Annotated in this window: 19 protein-coding genes; 10 read left to right on the forward strand and 9 right to left on the reverse strand. The window is 56.1% G+C overall.

The window, feature by feature from the left end; all coding sequences use genetic code 11:
- Positions 1–230 precede the first annotated feature (230 nt).
- From aat to trxB, 4 genes are all read right to left on the reverse strand, one after another.
- Positions 231–923, reverse strand: a complete 693-nt coding sequence (gene aat, locus F3J39_RS02220; RefSeq protein ID WP_104084718.1) for a leucyl/phenylalanyl-tRNA--protein transferase — start codon at positions 921–923, stop codon at positions 231–233.
- 32 nt (positions 924–955) lie between these two features.
- Positions 956–2,671: a cysteine/glutathione ABC transporter ATP-binding protein/permease CydC gene (gene cydC, locus F3J39_RS02225; protein ID WP_104084719.1), complete on the reverse strand. Its 1,716-nt coding sequence runs from the start codon at positions 2,669–2,671 to the stop codon at positions 956–958.
- On the reverse strand, positions 2,659–4,440 hold the full coding sequence (cydD, locus tag F3J39_RS02230; RefSeq protein ID WP_166713792.1) for a cysteine/glutathione ABC transporter permease/ATP-binding protein CydD: 1,782 nt from the start codon (positions 4,438–4,440) through the stop codon (positions 2,659–2,661). Before cydD ends, cydC begins: the two co-directional genes overlap by 13 nt.
- A 143-nt stretch (positions 4,441–4,583) precedes the next feature.
- Entirely contained in the window at positions 4,584–5,549 is a 966-nt protein-coding gene (gene trxB, locus F3J39_RS02235) for a thioredoxin-disulfide reductase (RefSeq protein ID WP_071668681.1), read from the reverse strand.
- Between the two features lie 520 nt (positions 5,550–6,069).
- Here trxB and lrp point away from each other — a divergent pair.
- From lrp to serS, 5 genes are all read left to right on the forward strand, one after another.
- Entirely contained in the window at positions 6,070–6,564 is a 495-nt protein-coding gene (gene lrp, locus F3J39_RS02240; RefSeq protein ID WP_006118610.1) for a leucine-responsive transcriptional regulator Lrp, read from the forward strand.
- A 119-nt stretch (positions 6,565–6,683) separates the two neighbouring features.
- Positions 6,684–10,196, forward strand: coding sequence for a DNA translocase FtsK 4TM domain-containing protein (locus tag F3J39_RS02245; protein ID WP_166713793.1), 3,513 nt, complete (start codon positions 6,684–6,686; stop codon positions 10,194–10,196).
- A 178-nt stretch (positions 10,197–10,374) separates the two neighbouring features.
- Positions 10,375–10,986, forward strand: a complete 612-nt coding sequence (gene lolA / locus F3J39_RS02250) for an outer membrane lipoprotein chaperone LolA (protein ID WP_039383538.1) — start codon at positions 10,375–10,377, stop codon at positions 10,984–10,986.
- Between the two features lie 7 nt (positions 10,987–10,993).
- Positions 10,994–12,340, forward strand: a complete 1,347-nt coding sequence (locus F3J39_RS02255) for a replication-associated recombination protein A (RefSeq protein ID WP_166713794.1) — start codon at positions 10,994–10,996, stop codon at positions 12,338–12,340.
- A gap of 96 nt (positions 12,341–12,436) precedes the next feature.
- Entirely contained in the window at positions 12,437–13,729 is a 1,293-nt protein-coding gene (gene serS / locus F3J39_RS02260) for a serine--tRNA ligase (protein WP_145339167.1), read from the forward strand.
- Between the two features lie 157 nt (positions 13,730–13,886).
- On the opposite strand, the gene F3J39_RS02265 is transcribed toward serS, so the two are convergent.
- Positions 13,887–14,033 (reverse strand): hypothetical protein, encoded by a 147-nt coding sequence (locus F3J39_RS02265; protein WP_158530719.1) that lies wholly within the window; start codon positions 14,031–14,033, stop codon positions 13,887–13,889.
- A 13-nt stretch (positions 14,034–14,046) separates the two neighbouring features.
- Here F3J39_RS02265 and F3J39_RS02270 point away from each other — a divergent pair, with 13 nt between their 5' ends.
- Positions 14,047–15,198 carry an MFS transporter gene (locus F3J39_RS02270; RefSeq protein ID WP_108569199.1) on the forward strand — a complete coding sequence of 384 codons (1,152 nt, stop codon included), beginning with the start codon at positions 14,047–14,049 and terminating at the stop codon, positions 15,196–15,198.
- Between the two features lie 39 nt (positions 15,199–15,237).
- Here F3J39_RS02270 and pflA read toward each other — a convergent pair whose 3' ends face one another.
- From pflA to ycaO, 4 genes are all read right to left on the reverse strand, one after another.
- Positions 15,238–15,978 (reverse strand): pyruvate formate lyase 1-activating protein, encoded by a 741-nt coding sequence (gene pflA / locus F3J39_RS02275; RefSeq protein WP_166713795.1) that lies wholly within the window; start codon positions 15,976–15,978, stop codon positions 15,238–15,240.
- Positions 15,979–16,125: 147 nt separating this feature from the next.
- On the reverse strand, positions 16,126–18,408 hold the full coding sequence (gene pflB / locus F3J39_RS02280; protein ID WP_104084726.1) for a formate C-acetyltransferase: 2,283 nt from the start codon (positions 18,406–18,408) through the stop codon (positions 16,126–16,128).
- 61 nt (positions 18,409–18,469) lie between these two features.
- A complete protein-coding gene (gene focA / locus F3J39_RS02285) occupies positions 18,470–19,330 on the reverse strand; it encodes a formate transporter FocA (RefSeq protein WP_039383550.1) in 861 nt (286 codons plus the stop codon).
- 257 nt (positions 19,331–19,587) lie between these two features.
- The gene (gene ycaO, locus F3J39_RS02290) at positions 19,588–21,351 is read right to left on the reverse strand and encodes a 30S ribosomal protein S12 methylthiotransferase accessory factor YcaO (protein ID WP_166713796.1); all 1,764 of its coding nucleotides are present in this window, start codon (positions 21,349–21,351) and stop codon (positions 19,588–19,590) included.
- A 312-nt stretch (positions 21,352–21,663) separates the two neighbouring features.
- Here ycaO and serC point away from each other — a divergent pair, with 312 nt between their 5' ends.
- From serC to rpsA, 4 genes are all read left to right on the forward strand, one after another.
- Positions 21,664–22,749, forward strand: coding sequence for a 3-phosphoserine/phosphohydroxythreonine transaminase (gene serC, locus F3J39_RS02295; protein WP_039383552.1), 1,086 nt, complete (start codon positions 21,664–21,666; stop codon positions 22,747–22,749).
- Between the two features lie 79 nt (positions 22,750–22,828).
- Positions 22,829–24,115 (forward strand): 3-phosphoshikimate 1-carboxyvinyltransferase, encoded by a 1,287-nt coding sequence (gene aroA, locus F3J39_RS02300; protein ID WP_094111481.1) that lies wholly within the window; start codon positions 22,829–22,831, stop codon positions 24,113–24,115.
- A 198-nt stretch (positions 24,116–24,313) separates the two neighbouring features.
- Positions 24,314–24,994 (forward strand): (d)CMP kinase, encoded by a 681-nt coding sequence (gene cmk, locus F3J39_RS02305; RefSeq protein WP_071668700.1) that lies wholly within the window; start codon positions 24,314–24,316, stop codon positions 24,992–24,994.
- Positions 24,995–25,115: 121 nt separating this feature from the next.
- Entirely contained in the window at positions 25,116–26,789 is a 1,674-nt protein-coding gene (rpsA, locus tag F3J39_RS02310) for a 30S ribosomal protein S1 (protein WP_052246478.1), read from the forward strand.
- The last annotated feature ends 21 nt before the right edge of the window (positions 26,790–26,810 follow it).

Below are 26,810 nucleotides of genomic sequence, written 5' to 3' on the forward strand. Positions count from 1 at the left end.
CGCGCGTGCAGTACGGATAAATTCGGGTGTTGTTGACGTCTGCGGGGGATTAGCGGGCTAAGAATCTGCAGCAACCGGCCCGGCTGGGGTGGATGAAACAGTTTCAGGAAACAGGTGAGATTCCCAGCCTGGCAATTCCGGCTCGCCACAGCGAAGCGCGGACGACATACCAAACTCGCTTATTGTATCACTTTTATGTGGATTTGTGTGCAAAACATCTGCGGAGAGGGCTAAAAAAGGGTCTGCGTCTGCCAGCATCCTTCAGCAACCGGCTGCCACGCCAGCTTTTTTAGCTCCTGCAGATAGTCAGCGCGCGGAATTTCCGTTGCGCCGAGCGATGCCGTATGGGGATTAAGCACCTGACAATCGATAAGCCTGCCCTGATGAGCCCGGAAGTGCTGCGAAAATACCCACAGCGCGGTTTTTGAAGCGTTTTCCTGCCGGCTGAACATCGATTCTCCGCAGAACATCTGGCCGAGCGCCAGACCGTACATACCCCCGACCAGGCTATTTTCATGCCACACTTCAACAGAGTGCGCATGCCCCAGTTCATACAGGCGCAGCCAGGCGCGTTTGACCTCAAAAGTGATCCAGGTTCCCTCCTGACGTCCGGTCGCGCAGCCTTCAAGTACCTGTGCAAAGGCGTGGTTCATGGTCACGCGATAGGGAGAGCGACGGTGAAAACGCGCCATGCTCCGGCTGAGATGAAAGGCGTCTGGCATCAGCACGGCCCGCGGATCGGGCGACCACCAGAGAATCGGATCGCCGGGCGAAAACCAGGGAAAAATACCGTGCTGGTAGGCGTTAATCAGACGTGCAGGCGAGAGATCGCCGCCCATCGCCAGCAAACCGTTTGGTTCGCGCAGCGCCATTTCCGGCGGCGGGAAGTGCAGTGAATCACGTGAAAGTTGTACCAGTCTCATGGCATCAGCTACTCAGAAGCGTCATCTCCAGACTATAACGCAAAGCGCTGACGGAAACGCCAGTAGCGACCCGCTTTTGAGATTAATACGTCATGAGAACCTGATTCCACAATGGCGCCCTGATCCATGACGCAGATGCGATCCATCTTCTCCAGACCCTGCAGGCGATGTGTCACCATAATCAGCGTCTTACCCTTGCTGACCCGCAGCAGTAATTGCAGAATGTGCTGCTCGGTCGTGGCGTCCAGCCCTTCAGTGGGTTCATCCAGCAGCCAGAGATCGCCGTTGTGCAGCAGGGCGCGGGCGATGGCCAGCCGCCGCAGTTCGCCGCCGGAAAGGGGTCTGCCGCCTTCACCCATCCAGCTATCCAGTCCGTCAGGCTGTTCAGCCAGAAAGCCGAGCCCGGCCTGTGTCAGAGCGGCTGTCAGCTCACTGTCGCTGGCCGTGGGGCGCGCCAGTAAGAGGTTGTCCCGCAGCGTCTGGCTGAAAAGATGCACGCGCTGCGTCACCACGCTGATACGCTGCCGCAGGCTGGTCTCATCCCACTGTGAGAGCGGAGTATCATTAAGCTGAATACTTCCCGCGGTGGCTTCCCGGCTACGGGTGATAAGCGCCAGCAGGCTCGATTTACCGCAGCCGGTCGGGCCGAGCAGAGCGATACGTTCGCCTTGTCGCAGCTGCAGTGAAAAATGCGCTAATACCGGCTCCGGGCGCTGCGGATAGCTAAATGAAACGTTATCCAGCGTGAGGCTGATACCCGGCGCCGTATTCGGCATGGCTGGCGGAAAATAGATGGCAGGCGGCTGGTCGATAATCTCCTGCACGCGCCGTGCGGCGCTGCTGACCTGCGCCAGCGGCAGAAAAGCGCCGGCAACCGGTGCCAGCGCTTCAAACGCCGCGAGGCCACAGAACAGAAACAGCGCAATCGCTGCGCCCCCGACAGAAGCAGCTGACACCCACAGCAACAGCGTTACGGTCAGACCGGCTATCAGCAGCAGCAGGCTCTGCGCAAACGCCTGCAGGTGATGCTGCTGTTGCTGCGCGCGCTGCCACTGCTGCTCTGTGCTGTCCAGCCGCTGACGCCAGGCCGTCGCTGCACCATAGATTTTTAGCTCAGCCTGAGCCATGAGCCAGCCAGCAAGCTGCAGCCGCCAGCTCGCCTGAGAGCGGGCGATACGCGCGCCGGAAGCCTGACCAAAATAACAGAAGAGGGCGGGCAGCAGTAGCAGGGTCAGCAGCATGCTGCCGCCTAAGAGCAGCGCCAGAGGCAGGCTGAGCAGAGAGAGACTGCAGGTTACGACGATAATGACCACTGCCGCACCGGCCAGGGGCGAAATAATACGCAGGTAGAGATGATCGAGCGTATCGACATCGCTGACAAAACGATTCAGCAGCTCGCCATGACGAAAGCGCGATAGCTGCTCAGGTGCCAGCGCCATCAGGCGGCTGAAGGTGTAGACACGCAGATGCTGCAGCACCCGGAAAGTGGCGTCATGACTGACAAGACGCTCAAAATAACGCGCGGCGGTGCGTATAATCGCGGCACCGCGCACGCCTGCCGCCGGCAGCATATAGTTGAAGGCGTAGAGCCCGGCCAGCCCTGCCAGCGAGGAGGCAGCCAGAAACCAGCCCGAGAGCGTAAGCAGGCTCACACTGGCAAGCAGGGTGAGGATAGCCAGCGCGATCCCCAATCCCAGGCGCCAGGGGTGCTGCCGGAACAGACGCAGAAAAGGCATTATTGAGCGCACAGTGAAACCTCCTGCTGACGTTGCCGTATCATCTCCTGCAGCAGCCCGGGCTCCCTGCTGAGCTGCTGCCAGCTTCCCTGCTGTACCAGCGCACCCTGCTGCATGACCCACACTTCATCCCACTGCGCCAGATCGTGCAGCTGGTGCGTAATCATTAACGTTGTCTGCTGCCGTGCCGCCTGGTTAAGCGCCTGCATGACGTGATATTCGCTGGTGCTGTCCAGACCTGAACCCGGTTCATCCAGCAGCAGCAGTTTTGCCGGCTTCAGCAGCGCACGGGCAACCGCAATCCGCTGAGCCTGACCAACAGAAAGCCCGACACCATCCTCGCCAGTCGGCGTATCCAGCCCCAGCGGCAGGCTTGTCAGAAATGCGCTTACGCCAGCCTGGGCTAATACAGCCTGCAGTCTGCTCTCCTCAACGGGTCGATCCGGCATCAGGTTATCGCGCAGCGTTTGTGCAGGCAGCTGCGGATTCTGTCCCACCCAGGCAAGCTGCCGCTGCCACTCTGCACGATCGATATGGCGCAGATCCACGCCATTGGCCCGCAGCACGCCCTGCCAGGGCAGGAAACCGAGCAGCGCGTTCATCAGCACGGTTTTGCCTGCGCCGCTTTCACCGACCAGCGCGACCCGGCAGCCTGCGCGCAGGGTAAAGTTAAGCGGCTGCGTCAGCGCGTGGCCGCCAGGACTCATTACCACCAGATCCTCTGCGGTCAGCGTCAGAGGAGCCTCGTCACACCACGGGCGAACTGGCCCCTGTAGCCGGGCATCCGGTGTCGCCTGCAGAAACGTTTCCAGCGCATCTGCTGCGCCTGCCGCCTGCGCTTTGGCGTGATAAAAGGTACCCAGATCGCGCAGCGGCTGGAAAAACTCCGGCGCAAGGATTAGCGCAAGAAAGCCGGCAAACAGCGTTACGCCAGTACCATAATGACCAAAATTAAATTCGCCAAGGTAAGAAAAACCAAAATAGACGGCGACAACGGCAATCGCCAGCGAGGCGAAAAATTCCAGCACCGCCGAGGAGAGAAAAGCGAGGCGCAGCACGTCCATTGTCCGCTGCCGAAAGCTATCGGTGCTGGCGGCAATAGCCTGCTTCTCAGCCGCTGCACGGTGAAACAGCCGCAGCGTGTCGCGTCCGCGCAGACGATCGTAAAAATCGCCGCTCAGGCGTGATAGCGCGAGAAAGTTACGCCGGCTGGCGTCCGCTGCGCCCATGCCCACCAGCGCCATAAATAGCGGGATCAGCGGAGCGGTGACCAGCAGGATCAGCCCTGCAGCCCAGTTAACGGGAAACACAGCTAGCAAAATTGCGCAGGGAATAGCAACCGCCAGCGTCATCTGTGGCAGATAACGCGCATAATATTCCTGCAGCTGTTCAATCTGCTCAAGCAGCAGCGTTGACCAGCTGCCGGCAGGTCTGCCCTGTATCCAGGCCGGTCCGAGCGCATCGATGCGATCAAGCAGCTGGCGCCGCAGCGCCCGCCGGATGGCGAGACCGGCGCGGAAGCCTGCCATCTCCCGGCCATAGTTAAAGCCGGCACGCAACAGAAAACAGAACAGCAACAGCACAAACTGAGTGACCAGCGACGAGCGGGGCCGATCGGAGACAACCAGCTGCTGCAGTAGCGTAGCCATCAGCCACGCCTGGGCGATAAGAACGAGTGCGGAGGCAAAGCCGCATAGCGCAGCCAGCCGCAGGGCGGTAGCGCCGGAGGCCCGCTGCTGCCGTAACCAGCCCAGCAGGCGCTTTTGCCGTGATTTATTCATACTGTCGTCTGCTCTTCTGAAACAGGGCGAAAACCCGATAAAGTATCCGGTTATTGCGGTCGGCAGCACTTTAGCACGCGGTACATAAAAAAGGCGACCTGAACAGGTCGCCTCACTTTGATTATGATCAGGTTATTAACACGTTACCGATCGGTTTTAACCAGCCCATCCAGATAGCGCTCTGCATCCAGCGCTGCCATACAGCCGGTACCGGCAGAGGTAATCGCCTGACGATAAGTGTGATCCATCACATCGCCTGCGGCAAAGACGCCCGGAATACTGGTCTGCGTGGCGTTACCGTGCAGGCCGGACTGCACCTTAATGTAGCCATTTTCCAGCGCCAGCTGGCCCTCAAAAATGGCGGTGTTTGGACTGTGGCCGATGGCGACAAACAGGCCTGCGACCTCAAGCGATTCTGCAGGCTCACCGTTAGTTGCCAGCAGCTTCACGCCGGTCACACCCATCTGGTCACCGGTCACTTCTTCCAGCGTGCGGTGCGTATGCAGCACAATGTTGCCGCTGCGCACTTTTTCCATCAGCCGGTCGATCAGAATTTTCTCTGCGCGGAAGGTGTCGCGGCGGTGAATCAGGTGCACCTCAGACGCGATGTTGGCAAGGTACAGCGCCTCTTCAACAGCAGTATTGCCTCCGCCGATCACCGCAACTTTCTGGTTGCGATAGAAAAAACCGTCGCAGGTCGCACAGGCAGAGACGCCACGGCCCTTAAATGCCTCTTCAGAAGGCAGACCCAGATAGCGTGCAGATGCACCCGTCGCAATAATCAGGGCGTCCGCCGTATATTCGCCGCTGTCGCCGGTCAGGCGGAAAGGGCGCTGCTGCAGGTCAACGGTATGAATATGATCGAACAGGATTTCAGTGTTGAATTTTTCGGCATGCGCATGCATACGCTCCATCAGCGACGGCCCGGTCAGGTCATGCGGGTCGCCTGGCCAGTTTTCAACTTCGGTGGTCGTCGTAAGCTGGCCGCCCTTTTCCAGACCGGTAATCAGAACCGGATTCAGGTTAGCGCGTGCCGCATAAACTGCAGCGGTATAACCGGCTGGGCCTGAGCCCAGGATAAGCAGTTTGCTGTGTTTGGCCGTACTCATGCATTCCTCAGTGTGTTTCTGACAACAGTGATTTTGATTGTAGGGAAATTAGGACAGCAAAAAAAGCTTTGCACCATTTTGTTAGCAATTGCTGCAAGCGGCGTAGACGATGAAACGCATCTTTGCTGCAGCGTTGCGCTAAAAGAGTGCATTCTGAGTAAATAAAAGGCATCACCGCCCTGAAAATATCATTTAAAAACAGGGCTCCAGCACGGTATCTGGCATCTTGTACTGAATTTAGATGTTTTACTTTGACAATCGCCTGCGCATTTGCGAAAACATTGGAAGAAGCAGAGAGTCTCTGGCGGTTCAGAACGGTAATTGATTGCTGTTTTGCGCGGTGGCGTCAGAAAATCTCAGCCTGACATTGGTAATGACGCATGATGTGGACAGACAGCATGCGTCATACGGATGGTGCGCGACTGCACAGGCTTATGGTCTTCAATTCAGTAAGGCTCTGGAATACGCATTTTTCAGGGTTGTGGCAGGCATAGGGAAGGAATTAAGAGAGACAATAATAATGGTAGACAATAAAAAGCGCCCCGGAAAAGATCTGGATCGTATCGACAGAAATATCCTGAATGAACTGCAAAAAGATGGCCGTATCTCCAATGTTGAGCTTTCCAAGCGCGTAGGCCTTTCGCCAACGCCATGCCTTGAGCGTGTTCGCCGCCTGGAGCGACAGGGCTTTATCCTCGGCTACACCGCTCAGCTTAACCCGCACTACCTTGATGCATCCCTGCTGGTATTTGTTGAGATTACTCTGAATCGCGGTGCCCCTGACGTGTTTGAGCAATTTAACGCCGCAGTGCAAAAACTTGAGGAAACTCAAGAGTGTCACCTCGTTTCCGGTGACTTTGACTATCTGCTGAAAACCCGCGTGCCTGATATGTCTGCCTATCGTAAACTGCTGGGAGAAACCTTGCTGCGCCTGCCAGGCGTAAACGACACCCGCACCTATGTCGTGATGGAAGAGGTGAAACAGAGTAACCGGCTGGTCATTAAAACCCGCTAACGCAGGGAAGGTGCAAAGCGTGCAGGATTTAGGTACACTCCTGTGAATTCATACAGGACCAGCGTCGGGCTCTTCCGGCGCTGTTGCCTTCTTATTTTACAGGCACCTGGAGAGTTCTCTTGAGCCAGGAATACACAGAAGATAAAGATGTTTCGTTACAACCGCTGAGCAGTGGACGTCGTCTGCTCGAGGCGTTGCTCATCCTTGTAGCCTTGTTCGCCATCTATCTGATGGTGTCACTGGTCAGTTTTAACCCTTCCGATCCCAGCTGGTCCCAGACCGCATGGCATGAACCTATCCACAATATCGGGGGTAGTCCAGGTGCCTGGCTGGCAGATACTTTGCTGTTTATCTTTGGCGTGATGGCCTATGCCATTCCACCCGTTATCCTGGGGCTGTGCTGGATCACTTTCCGTCAGCGCGATCGGCAGGATTATATCGACTATTTTGCCGTTGGATTGCGCCTGATAGGCGTGCTGGCACTGGTGGTGACCACCTGCGGACTGGCTGCGCTGAACGTGGATGATATCTGGTACTTTGCCTCAGGCGGGGTGATTGGCAGTCTGGTCAGCAATGCCATGGCGCCGTGGCTGCATGGTGCAACCGGCACGCTGACGCTGCTCTGTATCTGGGCCGCAGGCATCACGCTCTATACCGGCTGGTCATGGCTCGCTATCGCTGAAAAAATCGGGAGCGTAGTGATGGGCGTGCTGACTTTTGCCAGCAACCGCTCTCGTCATGACGATCGCTGGGAAGAGGATGAGTATGAAGAGGAAGCGGATATCCCATTGCGCCCGGTTGTGGCGTCTCAGGCTGCTGACGAAGAGGATGTTTTGCTGGCTGCGCCGCGAGCGCCTGCACTCTCTGCTGAGCTGGCCAGCGAACCGCTGCTGGCTAAAGCGTCCAGCGCAACCGCTGCGGCGCTTTCTGCGGTCAGTGAAGCTGCCCGTCAGGCACCGCCCGCTTCGGCTGCCGTAGCAGAACCTGCACCGACGGCGGAGCCAGCAGTTACGCAGGCTGCCGTGCCGCAACCGGTCACATCTCAACCGGTTGTGACCGCCACGCCAGCACCGCAGACGCCACCGCTTTATCATTTTGAACTGCCGGCAGAGCCTGTCGCGTCGCCTGCTGCACCGGATGAAGATGGCCCGCGCATGGGCGACTGGCAAAGTGCCGATCGCTTCTCTGCTGCCGCCCCTGCATTCACGGCCGCCGCGGCCACAGGTGCTGCCACCGCGGCCGTACAGCGTGCGGAAGAGTCGCTGTCGCCTGTTTTTGACATTGTGCCTGAGCGCGATCGTAACCCGCAGGTAAAACAGGGGATTGGTCCGGAGCTGCCGCGACCTAACAAAGTTAAACTGCCGACCCGACGTGAACTCGCCTCTTATGGCATCAAACTGCCTTCACAGCGTATGGCAGAGGAGAAAGCGCGCGAAGAAGCAGAGCAGCAACAGCCCGACGTGAGCGCCACGCTGCATCAGCCACAGTATGAGGAAGAGGCTACGCTTCAGGAAGCGCAGCTGCGTGATGCATTTCAGTCACAGCAGCAGCAGCGCTATGGTGAAAGCTGGGAGTCGCATACTGAAGAGGACGATCAGGAGGCGCAGCATCAGGCGCAGCTGGCGAGCCAGTTTGCGGCGCAGCAGCAGCAGCGTTACAGCGCACCGCAGGAAGAAAAAGCGCCGGTGTTTAATCTGGATACCTCGGCTGCTTTTGACTTCTCGCCGATGAAAGATCTGGTTGATGATACGCCGAGTGAACCGCTGTTTACTATTGCGGCAACGCCGGAGCCTGAAGCGCAGTGGCAGCAGTCAGCTTCACCGGCAGCCGAACCAGCCGCGCAGTGGCAGCAGCCAGCCGCACCGGCAACCGAACCAGCCGCGCAGTGGCAGCAGCCAGCCGCACCGGCAACCGAACCAGCCGCGCAGTGGCAGCAGCCAGCCGCACCGGCAGCCGAACCAGCCGCACCGGCAGCAGCACCAGCCGCGCAGTGGCAGCAGCCAGCCGCACCGGCAGCCGAACCAGCCGTAGAGTGGCAGCAGCAAGCCGCACCGGCAGCAGAGCCTGCCGCAGCACCGGCCGTACCGGCGCAGGATAGTCTGTTTCACCCTTTCCTGGTGCGTCATGAACGACCGCTGGAAAAACCTTCCACGCCGCTTCCGGTACTTGAGCTGCTGACGGCTCCTCCGGAAGAAGAAGAGCCGGTGGATATGTTTGCTCTGGAACAGACGGCGCGCCTGGTTGAAGCGCGTCTGGCTGACTACCGGGTAAAAGCGGAAGTGGTAGGGATCTCTCCGGGTCCGGTGATCACCCGCTTTGAGCTCGATCTGGCGCCGGGCGTTAAAGCGGCGAGGATCTCAAACCTTTCCCGCGATCTGGCGCGTTCACTGTCAGCCGTGGCAGTGCGTGTGGTAGAGGTGATCCCCGGTAAACCTTACGTTGGACTTGAGCTGCCGAACAAACATCGTCAGACGGTCTATCTGCGTGAAGTGCTGGATTGCGATAAGTTCCGCGATAATCCTTCTCCTTTGTCAGTGGTGCTGGGTAAAGATATCTCCGGACAGCCTGTTGTCGCCGATCTGGCAAAAATGCCACACCTGCTGGTTGCCGGTACCACCGGTTCCGGTAAGTCGGTTGGCGTTAATACCATGATCATCAGTATGCTCTATAAAGCGACCCCGGAAGAGGTGCGCTTTATCATGATCGACCCGAAAATGCTTGAGCTGTCAGTTTATGAAGGGATCCCGCACCTGCTTACCGAGGTGGTCACCGACATGAAAGACGCTGCTAACGCGCTGCGCTGGAGCGTGGTGGAGATGGAGCGTCGCTACAAACTGATGTCTGCGCTGGGCGTACGTAACCTCGCCGGTTATAACGAAAAAATTGAGCAGGCTGCGGCGATGGGCCGTCCGATTCCCGATCCGTTCTGGAAGCCGGGTGACAGCATGGACATGACGCCGCCCGTACTGGAGAAGCTGCCCTATATCGTTGTGCTGGTGGATGAGTTTGCCGACCTGATGATGGCGGTGGGTAAAAAGGTAGAAGAGCTGATAGCGCGTCTGGCGCAGAAAGCGCGTGCTGCCGGTATTCACCTGGTGCTGGCAACCCAGCGTCCGTCGGTTGACGTGATTACCGGTCTGATTAAAGCCAACATTCCTACGCGTATCGCTTTTACGGTATCAAGTAAGATTGACTCGCGTACCATCCTCGATCAGGGCGGCGCAGAATCGCTGCTGGGAATGGGTGATATGCTCTATATGCCACCTAACTCCTCAATGCCGGTACGCGTGCACGGCGCATTCGTGCGCGATCAGGAAGTTCATGCTGTCGTGCAGGACTGGAAAGCGCGCGGACGCCCGCAGTATATCGACAGCATCACCGCGGGCGAGGAGAGCGAAGGCGGCGCAGGCGGGATGGATGGTGATGAAGAGCTCGATCCGCTATTCGATCAGGCCGTCTCCTTTGTGGTTGAGAAACGTCGCGCCTCTATCTCTGGTGTACAGCGTCAGTTCCGTATCGGCTATAACCGTGCGGCACGTATCATTGAGCAGATGGAAGCGCAGGGGATTGTTTCTGAGCCGGGCCATAACGGTAACCGCGAGGTGCTTTCGCCGCCGCCACATGAAATGTAACGCCGGCTGACAGCACAACTTTCCTGATGGGCCAGTTAACAACTGGCCCATTGTTTATCTGTTGCGCAATCCCCATATCTTTGGGACCTTTCGGCTTTTTCTTCTGTCGAAGAGACAATACGGCAACTACGTTTAATAGCAGTGAGTATCAGGAACAGTGAATAAGGAATCGAATCAGATGAAATTACGCGTTATTGCCTGTGGCCTGCTGGCCGGTTTTGTTTCAGCATCAGCGCTGGCGGATGCCTCCGGCGACCTGCAGCAGCGCCTGAACAAAGTAAACAGTTTCCATGCCAGCTTTAGCCAGAAAGTCACCGACGGCAGCGGTGCCAATGTGCAGGATGGTGAAGGCGAGCTGTGGGTTAAGCGTCCCAGCCTGTTTAACTGGCACATGACGGCGCCGGATGAGAGCGTTATTGTCTCCGACGGTAAAAACCTGTGGTTCTACAATCCGTTTGTTGAACAGGCCAGCGTGAGCCTGCTGCAGAATGCCACCAGCAATACGCCATTTATGCTTATTGCCCGCAATCAGCCCAGCGACTGGAAGCAGTACAACATCAAACAGCAGGGTGACAGCTTTGAGCTGACGCCAAAAAACAGCGACGGCAACCTGAAACAGTTCACCATCAACGTATCGTCATCGGGCACTATCAATCAGTTCAGCGCGGTTGAGCAGGATGGCCAGCGCAGCAGCTACCAGCTGAAGAGCCAGAAAAATGGTGCTATCAGTCCCGATAAATTTACCTTTACGCCACCAAAAGGGGTAACGGTAGACGACCAGCGTCAGTGAGGTTGAGTTGAGTAATCTCTCTCTGGATTTTGCCCCTTCAAATGCGTTTAAACCGCTGGCCGCCAGAATGCGGCCTACGACGCTTCAGGAGTATATCGGCCAGCAGCATCTGCTGGCCCCTGGCAAACCGCTGCCGCGGGCGATTGAAGCCGGGCAGCTGCACTCGATGATTCTGTGGGGACCGCCGGGCACCGGCAAGACCACGCTGGCAGAGATCATCGCGCACTACGGTAATGCTGATGTGGAACGCATCTCAGCGGTCACGTCAGGCGTAAAAGATATTCGTGAGGCAATTGAGCGCGCCCGGCAAAACCGCCACGCCGGCCGCCGCACTATCCTGTTTGTGGATGAGGTCCATCGCTTCAATAAAAGCCAGCAGGATGCCTTTCTGCCACATATCGAAGATGGCACCATCACATTTATCGGTGCTACCACGGAAAACCCTTCGTTTGAACTCAACTCTGCGCTGCTGTCGCGTGCGCGCGTCTATCTGCTCAAATCACTGACGACAGAGGAGATTGAGCAGGTGCTGACGCAGGCGATGGAAGACAGCACTCGCGGCTATGGTGACAGTGATATCATGCTGCCTGACGCCACGCGCCGGATGATTGCCGAACTGGTAAGCGGTGACGCGCGCCGTGCGCTGAATATGCTGGAAATGATGGCGGATATGGCAGATGTCAGCGCGCAGGGCAAGCGGGAGCTGACGCCGCAGCTGCTGACCGAAGTGGCTGGCGAGCGTGCGGCGCGCTTTGATAACCAGGGCGATCGCTTTTACGATCTCATCTCGGCGCTGCACAAATCGGTGCGCGGCTCTGCGCCCGACGCGGCGCTCTACTGGTACGCCCGGATTATTACCGCCGGCGGGGATCCGCTCTATGTCGCACGGCGTCTGCTGGCTATCGCCTCGGAAGATGTCGGAAATGCCGATCCGCGCGCCATGCAGGTAGCCATTTCAGCCTGGGACTGCTTTACGCGCGTCGGGCCGGCAGAAGGCGAGCGTGCGATTGCGCAGGCGATTGTCTATCTGGCATGTGCGCCGAAAAGCAACGCAGTGTACACGGCTTTCAAAGCGGCGCTGCGCGATGCGCGCGAGCATCCTGATTACGATGTGCCGGATCATCTGCGTAATGCGCCGACAAAGCTGATGAAAGAGATGGGGCTGGGTAAAAGCTATCGCTATGCGCATGATGAACCCAACGCCTATGCGGCTGGCGAAGTCTTTTTCCCGCCGGAAATGCGCGATGTCCGCTATTACCATCCTGTGCCGCGCGGACTGGAAGGAAAGATCGGTGAAAAACTCGCCTGGCTGGCTGAGCAGGATGAAAATAGCCCGATAAAACGCTACCGCTGATAAACGCGTTACGGTAAGGTGAGTAAGGAATTCATTGCATTCCAGTGGGATGCAACCCCTCATTTTTCAATCAACCTTTTATTACACAGGATAAGCATGCTCGATCCCAATCTGCTGCGTAACGAGCCAGACGCAGTCGCAGAAAAACTGGCACGCCGGGGATTTAAACTGGATGTGGATACGCTGCGCTCCTTAGAAGAGCGCCGCAAAGTACTGCAGGTCGAAACCGAAAATCTGCAGGCTGAGCGTAATGCCCGATCCAAATCCATCGGCCAGGCAAAAGCCCGTGGGGAAGATATCGAGCCGCTGCGTCAGGAAGTGAATACGCTGGGTGAACGTCTGGATGCGGCAAAAGCGGAACTGGATGTGCTGCAAAATGAGATCCGCGATTTTGCGCTGGCGCTGCCCAATCTGCCAGCTGATGACGTTCCTCTGGGTAAAGATGACAGTGAGAATCTGGAAATCAGCCGCTGGGGCGAGCCGCGCCAGTTTGATTTCCCGGTAAAAGATCACGTAGAGCTGGGTGAATCTGTCAGGGGGCTCGATTTTGCCGCCGCTGTTAAACTGACCGGCTCTCGCTTTATCGTCATGCAGGGCCAGATTGCGCGTCTGCATCGCGCTCTGAGCCAGTTTATGATCGATCTTCACACGCAGGAACATGGCTACCTGGAAACCTATGTGCCGTATCTGGTTAACCACGATACGCTGTATGGCACCGGGCAGCTGCCAAAATTTGGCGAAGATCTGTTTCACACCAAACCGCTGGGTGAAGAAGCGGGTAGCAGCAACTATGCGCTGATCCCTACCGCGGAAGTGCCGCTGACCAACCTGGTGCGTGATGAAATCGTTGAAGAAGAGAGTTTGCCGATCAGGCTGACCGCACACACGCCCTGTTTCCGCTCTGAAGCGGGTTCATACGGTCGCGACACGCGCGGGCTGATCCGTATGCACCAGTTTGATAAAGTGGAAATGGTGCAGATTGTGGCGCCGGAAACCTCTATGGATGCGCTGGAAGCGCTGACCGGTCATGCGGAGAAAGTGCTGCAGCTGCTTAATCTGCCATACCGTAAAGTGCTGCTCTGCACCGGCGATATGGGCTTTGGCGCGGTTAAAACCTACGATCTCGAAGTCTGGCTGCCGGCGCAGGATACCTATCGTGAAATCTCTTCCTGCTCCAACATGTGGGATTTCCAGGCGCGTCGTATGCAGGCACGCTGCCGCAGCAAGAGCGATAAAAAGCCGCGTCTGCTGCACACGCTGAACGGATCGGGTCTGGCGGTGGGGCGTACGCTGGTTGCGGTTCTGGAAAACTATCAGCAGGCTGACGGCCGCATTGCCGTACCGGACGTACTGCGTCCTTATATGGGCGGTCTGGAGTATATCGGCTGATTGCCCGCTGATAAAAAGAACCCGGCACTGGCCGGGTTTTTTATGGGCGATGCCGTTCACAGCAATCCGATTTTGCTGCAAAGCTATCACAAATAAACGTTATCGAAGAGGAATAGCAGTTAAGCGCTAAAAATCTGTAAATTCATAGCGATAGATTTTAATTCCGCTCTGGCGATGATGCTTCTAACCTCCTGAAGATAAAAAAAATAAATTGTTCAGCAGCAAATTGTGCGGTGCTGTTTTTCTGTTCGTTGACTTTCCATTTTCCAGTGGCAAACTGCGCGCAATTCTCGCTTCTTTCCATTGGTTTTATCCTTATGCTTACCTGGTCGCGCCCCGTCCTGCTGCTGCTCTGCGGCTTAATGCTGATGACGGTTTCTATCGCTGTGCTTAATACGCTGGTGCCGCTCTGGCTTGCCCATGAGCAGCTGCCTACCTGGCAGGTAGGGATGGCGAGTTCCGCCTATTACACCGGGAATCTGGCGGGTACGCTGCTGGCTGGCTGGCTGATTGCGCGCTACGGCTTTAATCGCTGCTTCTATTTCGCCAGCGTGCTGTTTGCCCTGTCGACGATGGGAATGGTGCTGCTGGAAGGCTTCTCCAGCTGGACGCTGCTGCGCTTCAGCGCCGGCGTGGGCTGCGCGCTGATCTGGGTAGTGGTTGAAAGCGCTCTGCTCTGCAGCGGTACGGTGCGTAACCGCGGTCAGCTGCTGGCTGCCTATATGATTGTCTATTATCTCGGTACGGTAGCCGGGCAGCTGCTGGTCAGCAGCGTGTCCACTGAACTGCTGCACGTGATCCCCTGGGTCACGGCACTGATTGTCTGCGCTATGCTGCCACTGCTTTTTGTGCAGGTGAGCACGGCCGGAGAGAGCGAAGAGGCGTCCACTACGCGTATCTGGAGCATGCTGCGCCGCCGCAGTTCACGTCTGGGCATCAATGGCTGCATCATCTCCGGCATTGTGCTGGGCTCGCTCTATGGACTGATGCCGCTCTATCTGTCGCATCGCGGTATGAGTGACGCCTCAGTAGGCTACTGGATGGCGCTGCTTGTGAGCTCCGGTATTATCGGACAGTGGCCCGTCGGGCGTCTGGCCGATCGCTTTGGACGCCTGATGGTCCTGCGCGTGCAGGTGTTTGTCGTGATCCTCGGCGCCGTGGCGATGCTGGGCGATACGGCGATGGCGCCGGCGCTGTTTGTGCTGGGGCTGGCAGGCTTTACGCTCTATCCGGTTGCCATGTCATGGGCCTGTGAAACCGTTGCGCACCATGAGCTGGTGGCGATGAATCAGGCGCTGCTGTTCAGCTATACCGTGGGCAGCCTGGTGGGGCCGGCAATGACTTCAATGCTAATGCAGCGTTACTCTGACCAGCTGCTGTTTGTGATGATCGCTGCGGTGGCACTGGTCTATCTGGTCATGCTGCTGCGCAAAGCCGATCATCATGCGACGCCGGTGGCGCACGCCTGACAGGTGTAAATATCAGAGAGCAGGTCGCGCGCGCGGGTCTTAGTACATCACGCTGTGCCCGTAGCCTGCCAGAATCGCTTTAATCCGCTCCATCGTCTCTCTGGCTGGTGGCCTGACGCCAGCCAGCTGGTACGTTTCCCCCATAGCCTCCCATTTATGCTTGCCCAGCTCGTGATAGGGAAGCAGCTCTATTTTTTCCACATTCTGCATGTCAGCGGTAAACCTGCCGAGGCGGTGTGCAGAGTCGTCATCATCTGAATAGCCCGGCACAACCACGTAGCGGATCCAGGTGCGTTTGTTTTTCTTCTGCAGGTAGCGGGCAAAATCGAGCGTGCGGTGATTGGAAACGCCGACCAGAATTTCATGGATCTCATCGTTAATCTGTTTCAGATCGAGCATCACTAAGTCGGTGACCTCCAGCAGCTCATCGATTACCGGATCGTAGCGCCGCACAAAGCCGTTGGTATCAAGGCAGGTGTGAATGCCCGCCTGCTTACAGGCGCGGAACCAGTCGCGCACAAATTCAGCCTGCAGGATCGCTTCTCCGCCGGAGGCGGTCACACCACCGCCTGACGCGTTCATATAATAGCGACAGGCGATCACATCCCGCATCAGCTCTTCAACCGTCGCTGTTTTACCCGCGTGAGTATCCCAGGTATCGCGATTATGGCAGTAGAGGCAGCGCATCAGGCAGCCCTGAAAAAAGGTGATAAAACGGATGCCAGGACCGTCAACGGTCCCGCAGGATTCAATAGAGTGAATGCGACCGACAGCAGACATAGCGATGGTTCTCCGGTTTGGCCTGTTTCAGGCAGCACAATCTCTGTTGTGCTCAGCAGGGAAGTCCGTTTTGCCAGCGTTCCCGCGTCAGCACGCTGGCAAAACGGACTCTGAAGCAGGGCTCCTGTCAGGGAGCCCTGTTTATCATCAGAGTGAGGCAGTGAAGGTCCGGGTAATCACATCCTGCTGCTGCTCCCGGGTCAGCGAGTTAAACCGTACCGCATAACCTGAAACGCGTATGGTGAGCTGCGGATAATTTTCCGGATGCGCCATTGCGTCCAGCAGCATATCGCGATTCATGACGTTAACATTCAGATGCTGACCGCCTTCCAGCGCCGCTTCATGATGGAAATAGCCATCCATCAGGCCCGCCAGGTTTGATTTTCGTACCTCATCATTTTTGCCGAGCGCGTTGGGCACGATAGAGAAGGTGTAGGAGATACCATCTTTTGCATAGGCAAACGGCAGTTTAGCCACCGAAGTCAGCGAGGCCACGGCACCTTTTTGATCGCGTCCGTGCATCGGGTTAGCCCCCGGACCAAACGGCGCACCGGCGCGGCGGCCATCCGGGGTATTACCGGTTTTTTTACCGTATACCACATTTGAGGTAATGGTCAGCACGGACTGGGTTGGCACGGCATTGCGATAGGTCTGCAGCCGCTGAATTTTCTTCATAAACCGCTCTACCAGGTCGCAGGCCAGATCGTCTACGCGCGGGTCGTTATTGCCAAATTGCGGATAGTCGCCCTCAATCTCAAAGTCGGTGGCCAGCCCATCCGCATCACGCACCGGTTTTACCCGTGCATATTTGATGGCGGAGAGGGAGTCCGCTGCCACTGATAGCCCGGCAATACCACACGCCATGGTGCGATAAACGTCGCGATCGTGCAGCGCCATCAGCGCAGCTTCATAGCTGTATTTATCATGCATGAAGTGGATAATGTTCAGCGCGGTGACATACTGCTTCGCCAGCCAGTCCATAAAGTGATCCATACGCGCCATGACCGTGTCAAAGTCGAGTACTTCATCAGTAATCGGCGCTTCTTTCGGTCCGACCTGCATTTTGAGTTTTTCATCAACCCCGCCATTGATAGCGTACAGCAGCGTTTTAGCCAGGTTGGCGCGTGCGCCAAAGAACTGCATCTGCTTGCCGACAATCATCGGGCTGACGCAGCAGGCGATAGCGTAGTCGTCATTATCAAAGTCAGGACGCATCAGATCGTCATTTTCATACTGCAGCGACGAGGTATCGATGGAGACTTTAGCCGCATATTTCTTAAAGTTGAGCGGCAGCTTCTCGGACCAGAGAATGGTCATGTTGGGTTCAGGGGAGGGACCCATGGTGTACAGCGTATTCAGGAAGCGGAACGTATTTTTGGTCACCAGGGTGCGCCCGTCAACGCCCATACCGGCGAGTGATTCGGTCGCCCAGATAGGGTCGCCTGAGAAGAGCTCATCATATTCCGGCGTGCGCAGGAAACGCACCATGCGCAGCTTCATGACCAGATGGTCAATCAGCTCCTGCGCCTGCTCTTCGGTGAGCCTGCCAGCCTGCATATCACGTTCAATATAGATATCGAGGAAAGTAGACACGCGGCCAAACGACATGGCGGCACCGTTTTGCGATTTTACTGCCGCCAGATAACCAAAGTAGGTCCACTGTACCGCTTCCTGTGCGGTGGTAGCCGGCAGCGAGATATCACAACCATATTTTGCCGCCATCGCTTTGATCTGGCCCAGCGCGCGATGCTGTTCAGCGATCTCCTCGCGCAGGCGAATAGTGGCTTCCAGATCCACGCCGTTTTCCATATCGTGCTGCAGCGATGTGAACTGCGCCACTTTGTCCTGCATCAGATAGTCAATGCCGTAGAGCGCAACGCGACGGTAATCGCCGATGATACGACCACGGCCGTAGGCGTCAGGCAGGCCGGTCAGGACGCCTGATTTACGGCAGCGCAGAATATCGGGCGTATAGACATCAAATACCCCCTGGTTATGGGTTTTACGGTAATCCGTAAAGATTTTTTTCAGCGCCGGATCGAGTTCGCGACCGTAGACCTTACAAGAGCCTTCCACCATTTTGATGCCGCCAAAGGGAATAATGGCGCGTTTCAGCGGTGCTTCAGTCTGCAGCCCAACGATGGTTTCCAGAGATTTATCGATATAACCTGCGTCGTGCGAGGTAATGGTTGAAGCCAGATCGGTATCAAAGTCCACCGGTGCATGCGTGCGGTTTTCAATTTTGATCCCTTCCAGCACGCGGTTCCACAGTGCCGTTGTGGCGGGGGTGGCACCCGCGAGAAATGCTTCATCGCCTTCATACGGCGTATAGTTCAGCTGGATAAAGTCGCGTACGTTGACGCGGGTTTTCCACTCGCCGGCCTTAAATCCTTTCCAGGCTGCTGCCATTTTTTCATTCAGTTCGGACATGATATACCTGCCTTATGTAAGGAGACTTTCTTGCCAGACGCATCGCTGCCCCCGGCCGCAATCACGCTGCCGGCGCGGAGCCGCGCAGATAAATAACCCAGTAAGTCAATCCAACCAGCACACCACCGCCAATAATATTGCCGAGCGTAACCGGGATCAGATTGTTGAAAACGAAGTCGCTGAGATTGAGTGCCGGAAACTGAGCGGCAGTGGCGCCGGTGAGCTGCCAGAATTCCGGTGCGGCAAAATCGCGGATCAGGATGGCCATCGGGATCAGAAACATGTTGGCGATGCTGTGCTCGAAGCCGCTGCCAACAAACATCGCCACCGGCAGAATCATGGCAATCATCTTGTCAGTCAGGCTGCGGCCGGAATAGCTCATCCAGACGGCCAGGCAGACCAGCAGATTGGCCAGCGTACCCAGCGCAACGGCCTGTATAAAACTGTGATGCATCTTGTGATCGGCGGTTTGCAGCAGATTAAGACCCCAGGCACCCCCGGCAACCATATGCTCACCCGCCAGCCAGATCAGCATGACGAAAAAGAGCGCGCCGCACAGATTACCGATGTAGACATTGAGCCAGTGACGGGCCAGCTGCAGCCAGCTGATACGCCCGCTGGCTTTAGCCACGACGATGAGCACCGTTGAGGTAAAAAGATCGGCCCCGCATACCACTACCAGCATCAGACCCAGTGAAAAGCAGATGCCCCCGATCAGCCTGGCTATGCCCCAGGGCAGCGGCGCGCTGCCGGTGGTTGCAGTGATATAGAACACAAATGCGATTGAGATAAAGACGCCGGCGGTAATGGCAAGGAAAAAGGTTGTCAGGGGATGTTTAGTCGCTTTATAGACACCCGCTTCTTCAGCAACTTTAGCCATTGCCGCAGGCAGTAAAGCATTAAAGGGGTTGTCAGCTTTCACGCTTACGCTCTCCGTAACAGGTCTGAGGAGATGCTAACAAAGCGGGTGAGCAGCGGAATTGATATGGATCATCTTTGAGCGGAAGAGGAGAAGGAATGCAGCGTTAAAATCATTTAAACTAATGAATATATTATAAAAAAATAATTTTAAACTTTACATTATTATTTTAATCAGCATTTCATACGGTTAAAAAAACCGGTATGACCGCCTGGCCATACCGGTTTCAGATGAGTCAGCAAATCACGCTGGCGCAGCGGTTATGCAGCGGACCAGTAGCGACGTTTTGCCGCCTGCAGTTTTTCATAGGCTGCCAGCAGCGCCTGATGGGCAGGCAGCGCATGGAGATCTTCATCAATGGCCTGCAGACCATAAAAAGGCGCTTCACCGCTCAGCGCAGCGGATGCGGCATCAACTGCCGCCTGGCCATACATGCGGACAAACGCACGATGATACTGCACCGGTTCACGCTCGTCTTCCATGGCCAGCAGCAGCAGCGTCTGCAGGCAGCGGTAGTAATTAGCACGCTCCGCGCTGAAAATAGACTGGTTGAACTCCATGGTCCACTCCGTCCAGATCAGCGCCTGATCGAGATCGCCTCCCGCCAGCGCCAGCATCGCTTTTAGCTCGCCAATACGCAGCGTGTACCAGCCATTATCTTTACCGGTGGCAAGGCCCAGCAGCTCACGCACGCGGGTAAAGTCGTCATGACCCTCTTCATCCAGCTGTTCAATGAGTGCCAGATACTCCTCAGGCTGCCACTCACCGGCCGGCAGCGCCAGCAGGGTTTCGCGCAGTGAAGCACCCATGTTGTTATTCGCCAGCAGCAGATCTTCAGCCGGATAGATATCAGACATGCCCGGTACGATAATGCGGCAGGCATACACGTCCAGATGTTCGTAATCTGCGATATAGACTTCTTTATCTTCCGCAGCGAAGATCGCCATCAGCGTAGCGAACTCCTCCTGAGTGGTACCGGCAAAGCTCCAGTCCACAAACGGATAGTCTGCCTCATCTTTAAACATATCCCAGGAGATCAGGCCGCTGGAATCGATAAAGTGCGTCTCCAGGTTGGCATGTTCAGCCACTTCTTCATCGTCAAAAGTCGGTGGCGTGAAGACATCGAGATCCTTGAGACCCCGACCCTGCAGAAGTTCGGTAACGGTACGCTCCAGCGCCACGCCAAAGTCAGGATGGGCACCAAATGAGGCGAAGCAGGTGCCATTGGCCGGATTGAACAGCACCACGCAGATAACCGGATAGTTGCCACCCAGAGAGGCGTCATAAGCGAAGATAGGAAAGCCTTCCGCTTCCAGGCGTCCGATAGCTTCAATGACATCAGGATAACGCTGCATCACCTCAGCCGGAATTTCCGGCAGGCTGATAGATTCAGCGATAATACGGTTTTTAATATGACGCTCAAAAACCTCAGACAGCCCCTGTACGCGCGCTTCATTAGCGGTATTGCCTGCGGACATGCCGTTGGAGACATAGAGGTTGCCGATAATGTTCATCGGGATATAAACAGTCTGCTGATCGGACTGGCGCGTAAACGGCAGGCCGCAAATGCCGCGCTCTGTATTACCGGACTGCAGATCGATTAAATCAGCGGCGCTCAGGCTGTCGTCCGGATCGTAGAACTTACGCAGGCGCGCATCAAGAATGCCTTCAGGCAGGCTTTCATCAGCCGGCAGAGGAAACCACTTCTCATTGGGATAGTGAACAAAATCGCCATTCGCGATGGATTTGCCCAGCCAGAAGTCTGCGAAAAAGTAGTTGGTTGAGAGACGCTCAAAATATTCACCCAGCGCGGAAGCCAGCGCCGCTTTTTTACTCGCGCCCTTGCCATTGGTAAAGCAGAGCGGGCAATCGCGATCGCGAATATGTACGGACCAGACGTGCGGAACCGGATTCAGCCATGAAGCCTCTTCAATATTAAAACCCAGATCCTGCAGCTTCTGCTGGAAACGGGCGATGGAGTCTTCCAGCGCAGCATCTTTTCCTGGAATAAACGTTTGCGTCATAGTGGCGCTCTCTCAAGTCGATAAGGTGGGCGTAAAGCGCGCAATAATACGGGTTTTACCGCAGTGGCGCTATCATCGCCGGCATTTTCTCTCTGCATGACGCCGGTACGGACAGCAGCGGGCCGCTGCCGCGCAGGCCTGGTGCAGCCCGCCTCACAATATCCCGCAGTGCGTTACATTTGTAATATAAGCTGCGGCGGAGCGGGCGCCAGAAATGTGATCGCGGCCGGATAAATGATTGCAGCCGCCCGGAGGCAATGATAAAACCGGGGGGAGATTCATAACCGTTCAAGCTGAGAGTGGTGAGGGGACATGACGCAGGTTTACAATTTTAGCTCCGGCCCGGCAATGCTGCCGGTGGAAGTACTTCGTCGCGCAGAGCAGGAGCTGACCAACTGGCATGGTTTAGGCACGTCAGTGATGGAGATTAGCCACCGCAGTAAAGAGTTTATGGCCGTGGCGGAAGCAGCGGAACAGGATTTTCGCGATCTGCTTAAAATCCCGGCCAACTACAAAGTTTTATTCTGTCACGGTGGCGCCCGCGCGCAGTTTGCGGCTGTCCCGGGTAACCTGCTGGGTGAAGCGACCACTGCTGATTATATCGATGGCGGCTACTGGGCACACAGTGCAATTAAAGAAGCAGAAAAATATTGCACGCCAAACGCGATCGACATCAAAACCACGCTGGACGGCAAGCGCGCGCTGCTGCCGATGCGCGACTGGCAGCTGAGCGACAGTGCTGCTTACGTGCATTTCTGCCCTAACGAAACCATTGATGGTCTGGCGATTGATGAAGAGCCCGATTTTGGCGACAAAATTGTGGTTGCCGATCTCTCTTCTACCATTCTTTCCCGGCCGATCGACGTCAGCCGCTATGGCGTAATTTATGCCGGTGCGCAGAAAAATATTGGTCCGGCAGGACTGACTCTGGTGGTGGTACGTGAGGATCTACTGGGCAAAGCACAGCGCCATGTTCCTTCCATTCTTGACTACAGCGTGCTGGCAGAAAACGACTCAATGTTTAACACGCCGCCCACCTTCGCCTGGTATCTTTCTGGTCTGGTCTTTAAATGGCTGAAGGAGCAGGGCGGTATTGGTGAGATGGATAAGCTGAATCAGGCAAAGGCTGAACTGCTCTATGGCACCATTGATAACAGCAGTTTTTATCGTAATGAGGTTGCCAGCGCAAACCGCTCGCGTATGAATGTGCCGTTCCAGCTGGCGGATGCCTCACTTGATGCACTGTTCCTGGAAGAGTCGCTGAAAGCAGGCCTGCATGCGCTGAAGGGCCATCGTGTCGTAGGCGGTATGCGCGCGTCTATCTACAATGCCATGCCGCTGGAAGGCGTTAAGGCGCTGACTGAATTTATGACAGAGTTCGAGCGTCGCCACGGCTAATCTGTGTTTCACGCCAGCTTGTCTGGTATCAGGCCCCGTCACCAGACGGGGTTTCGTATTTTTGGAGATTTCGTTTCACATGCAGGACTCCCTCACTCTTCAACCGATTGCCCGCATCGACGGCACGGTCAACCTGCCGGGTTCAAAAAGCGTTTCAAACCGTGCACTGCTGCTGGCCGCGCTGGCTAACGGCACAACGCGTCTGACTAACCTGCTGGATAGCGATGATGTAAAGCACATGCTTACTGCGCTGCAGGCGCTGGGCGTCAGCTACACGCTTTCTCCTGACCGCACCGTATGCGAAGTCACAGGCAACGGTGGCGCCCTTCATGCGCAACAGCCGCTGGAGCTGTTTCTCGGCAACGCGGGTACCGCTATGCGTCCACTGGCTGCTGCACTCTGCCTGGGCGATCACGACGTGGTATTAACCGGTGAGCCGCGCATGAAAGAGCGTCCTATCGGTCACCTGGTCGATGCGCTACGTCAGGGCGGTGCCAGAATTGATTATCTGGAACAGAGTGATTACCCACCGCTGCGCCTGAACGGTGGATTCAGTGGCGGCGACGTCAGCGTAGACGGCAGCGTCTCCAGCCAGTTCCTGACTGCGCTGCTGATGACGGCACCGCTGGCGCAGCAGGATACCTGTATCACGATCAAAGGCGAGCTGGTCTCTAAACCGTATATTGATATCACGCTGCATCTGATGCGCTGCTTTGGCGTAGAGGTTGAAAACCAGAATTATCAGCGCTTTATTGTGAAAGGCCAGCAGCAGTACCAGTCACCGGGCGATTATCTGGTGGAAGGTGACGCCTCTTCAGCCTCCTATTTTCTCGCCGCAGCAGCCATTCGTGGCGGCACCGTTCGGGTTACCGGCATTGGCCGCAACAGCGTACAGGGCGATATTCGCTTTGCTGACGTGCTGGAAAGCATGGGTGCGGTTATCGAGTGGGGGGATGACTATATCGCCTGTACGCGTGGCGAACTGAACGCCATCGACATGGATATGAACCACATTCCGGATGCTGCGATGACTATCGCGACGACGGCGCTGTTTGCGCAGGGCACAACGCTGATGCGTAATATTTACAACTGGCGCGTGAAAGAAACCGATCGGCTGGCGGCGATGGCAACTGAGCTGCGTAAAGTGGGTGCAGAAGTCGAAGAGGGCCACGATTTTATCCGGATTACACCACCTGCGCAGCTCCGGCATGCGGATATCGGCACCTATAACGATCACCGTATGGCGATGTGCTTTTCGCTGGTCGCGCTGTCCGATACGCCGGTAACAATTCTCGATCCCGGCTGCACGGCCAAAACGTTTCCGGACTATTTCCAGCAGCTGGCAAAAGTCAGCCACGCCTCCTGATAGCCCGATCCGGCGCGCTGGCGCCGGATCGCTTTGTACTCCGCTGGTCTTTCTGCACAGAAATTCATCTGAAAAAGCGCAAACTGTCACCGCTGTCGGTGTGCGGGGGTAACTAACCGGCCGCAGGCAGCGTATACTACTGCGCAATTCAGATAGTCTAAGAGACTGTTAATAAGCAGGCTGTAACAGGAGAGAACAATGACGGTAATCGCCCCGGTAATTACTATCGATGGCCCAAGCGGCGCAGGCAAAGGGACATTATGCAAAGCGATGGCGGAGTCATTGCAGTGGCACCTGCTCGATTCTGGCGCGATCTACCGCGTGCTGGCGCTCGCCGCGCTGCATCACCAGGTAGATATTGAATCTGAAGAGGCGCTGGTACCTATTGCCGCTCATCTTGACGTGCGTTTTCTTTCGGCTGACGGCGAGATGCAGGTGGTGCTGGAAGGTGAGGATGTGACCAGCGCGATCCGCACGCAGGAGGTAAGCAACACCGCCTCACGCGTTGCAGCCTTTCCGCGCGTGCGCGAAGCGCTGCTGCGTCGCCAGCGCGCTTTCCGTGAAGAACCTGGCCTGATTGCCGACGGGCGTGATATGGGCACGGTGGTTTTCCCCGATGCGCCAGTGAAGATTTTCCTTGATGCCAGCCCGGAAGAACGTGCTCAGCGACGTATGCTGCAGTTGCAGAAAAGCGGCATTGATGTTAACTTTGAGCGCCTTTTATCCGAGATAAAGGAACGCGACGACCGCGATCGTAATCGCGCTATCGCCCCTTTAGTGCCTGCCGCTGATGCTCTGGTGCTGGATTCAACCAGCATGTCAATTGAGCAGGTGATTGAGCAGGCGCTTGATTACGCCCGGCAGAAACTGGGTGTATAATCTTTCGGTGACAGAATTGCTGTAACCCTGTACCACGGAACCGGTGCAGGGCATGTGAAACAACCCCATCCGACAGTGACGTCAGGTGGACGTTAAATTGAAGAATCCTAAGATTATCAATATGACTGAATCTTTTGCTCAACTCTTTGAAGAGTCCCTGAAAGAAATCGAAACCCGTCCGGGTTCCATTGTTCGTGGCGTTGTTGTCTCTATCGACAAAGACGTCGTGCTGGTTGATGCGGGTCTGAAATCTGAATCTGCAATTCCTGCAGAGCAGTTCAAGAACGCAGCTGGCGAACTGGAAATCCAGGTGGGCGACGAAGTTGACGTTGCTCTGGACGCAGTAGAAGACGGCTTCGGTGAAACCCTGCTGTCCCGTGAGAAAGCTAAACGTCATGAAGCTTGGATCACGCTGGAAAAAGCTTACGAAGACGCTGAAACTGTTACCGGTGTTATCAACGGCAAAGTTAAAGGTGGCTTCACAGTTGAGCTGAACGGTATTCGTGCGTTCCTGCCAGGTTCACTGGTTGACGTGCGTCCGGTTCGCGATACTCTGCATCTGGAAGGCAAAGAGCTTGAATTCAAAGTAATCAAGCTTGATCAGAAACGTAACAACGTCGTGGTTTCACGTCGTGCCGTTATCGAATCTGAAAACAGCGCTGAGCGCGATCAGCTGCTGGAAAACCTGCAGGAAGGCATGGAAGTCAAAGGTATCGTTAAGAACCTCACTGACTACGGCGCATTCGTTGACCTGGGCGGCGTTGACGGCCTGCTGCACATCACCGACATGGCATGGAAACGCGTTAAGCATCCAAGCGAAATTGTCAACGTGGGCGACGAAATCACTGTTAAAGTGCTGAAGTTCGACCGCGAGCGTACCCGCGTATCTCTGGGCCTGAAACAGCTGGGCGAAGATCCATGGGTTGCTATCGCTAAGCGCTATCCGGAAGGCACCCGCCTGACCGGTCGTGTAACCAACCTGACTGATTACGGCTGCTTCGTAGAAATCGAAGAGGGCGTTGAAGGTCTGGTACACGTTTCTGAAATGGACTGGACCAACAAGAACATTCACCCATCTAAAGTTGTTAACGTGGGCGATGTTGTTGAAGTTATGGTTCTGGACATCGACGAAGAGCGTCGTCGTATCTCCCTGGGTCTGAAGCAGTGTAAATCTAACCCATGGCAGCAGTTCGCAGAGACCCACAACAAAGGCGATCGCGTTGAAGGTAAAATCAAGTCAATCACTGACTTCGGTATCTTCATCGGCCTGGACGGTGGCATCGACGGTCTGGTTCACCTGTCTGACATCTCCTGGAACGCAACCGGCGAAGAAGCCGTACGCGAGTACAAGAAAGGCGACGAAATCGCTGCCGTTGTACTGCAGGTTGATGCAGAGCGCGAGCGCATCTCTCTGGGCGTGAAGCAGTTGGCTGAAGATCCATTCAACAACTACATCACCCTGAACAAGAAAGGCGCTATCGTGACGGGTAAAGTCACTGCAGTTGACGCGAAAGGTGCTACAGTAGAATTAGCTGATGGCGTAGAGGGTTACCTGCGCGCTTCTGAAGCTTCACTGGATCGCATTGAAGACGCGACTCAGGTTCTGAGCGTAGGCGACGACGTTGAAGCTAAATTCACCGGCGTTGACCGTAAGAACCGCGTTGTGAGCCTGTCTGTACGTGCAAAAGACCAGGCTGATGAGAAAGAAGCTATCAACACTGTTAACACTAAACAGGATGAGAGCAACTTCTCTAACGCAATGGCTGAAGCGTTCAAAGCGGCTAAAGGCGAGTAATCGACCCGAAGCACCGGACGA

This window comes from Pantoea sp. Acro-807 (genome assembly GCF_011752675.1).
Taxonomy (GTDB): domain Bacteria; phylum Pseudomonadota; class Gammaproteobacteria; order Enterobacterales; family Enterobacteriaceae; genus Pantoea; species Pantoea eucrina.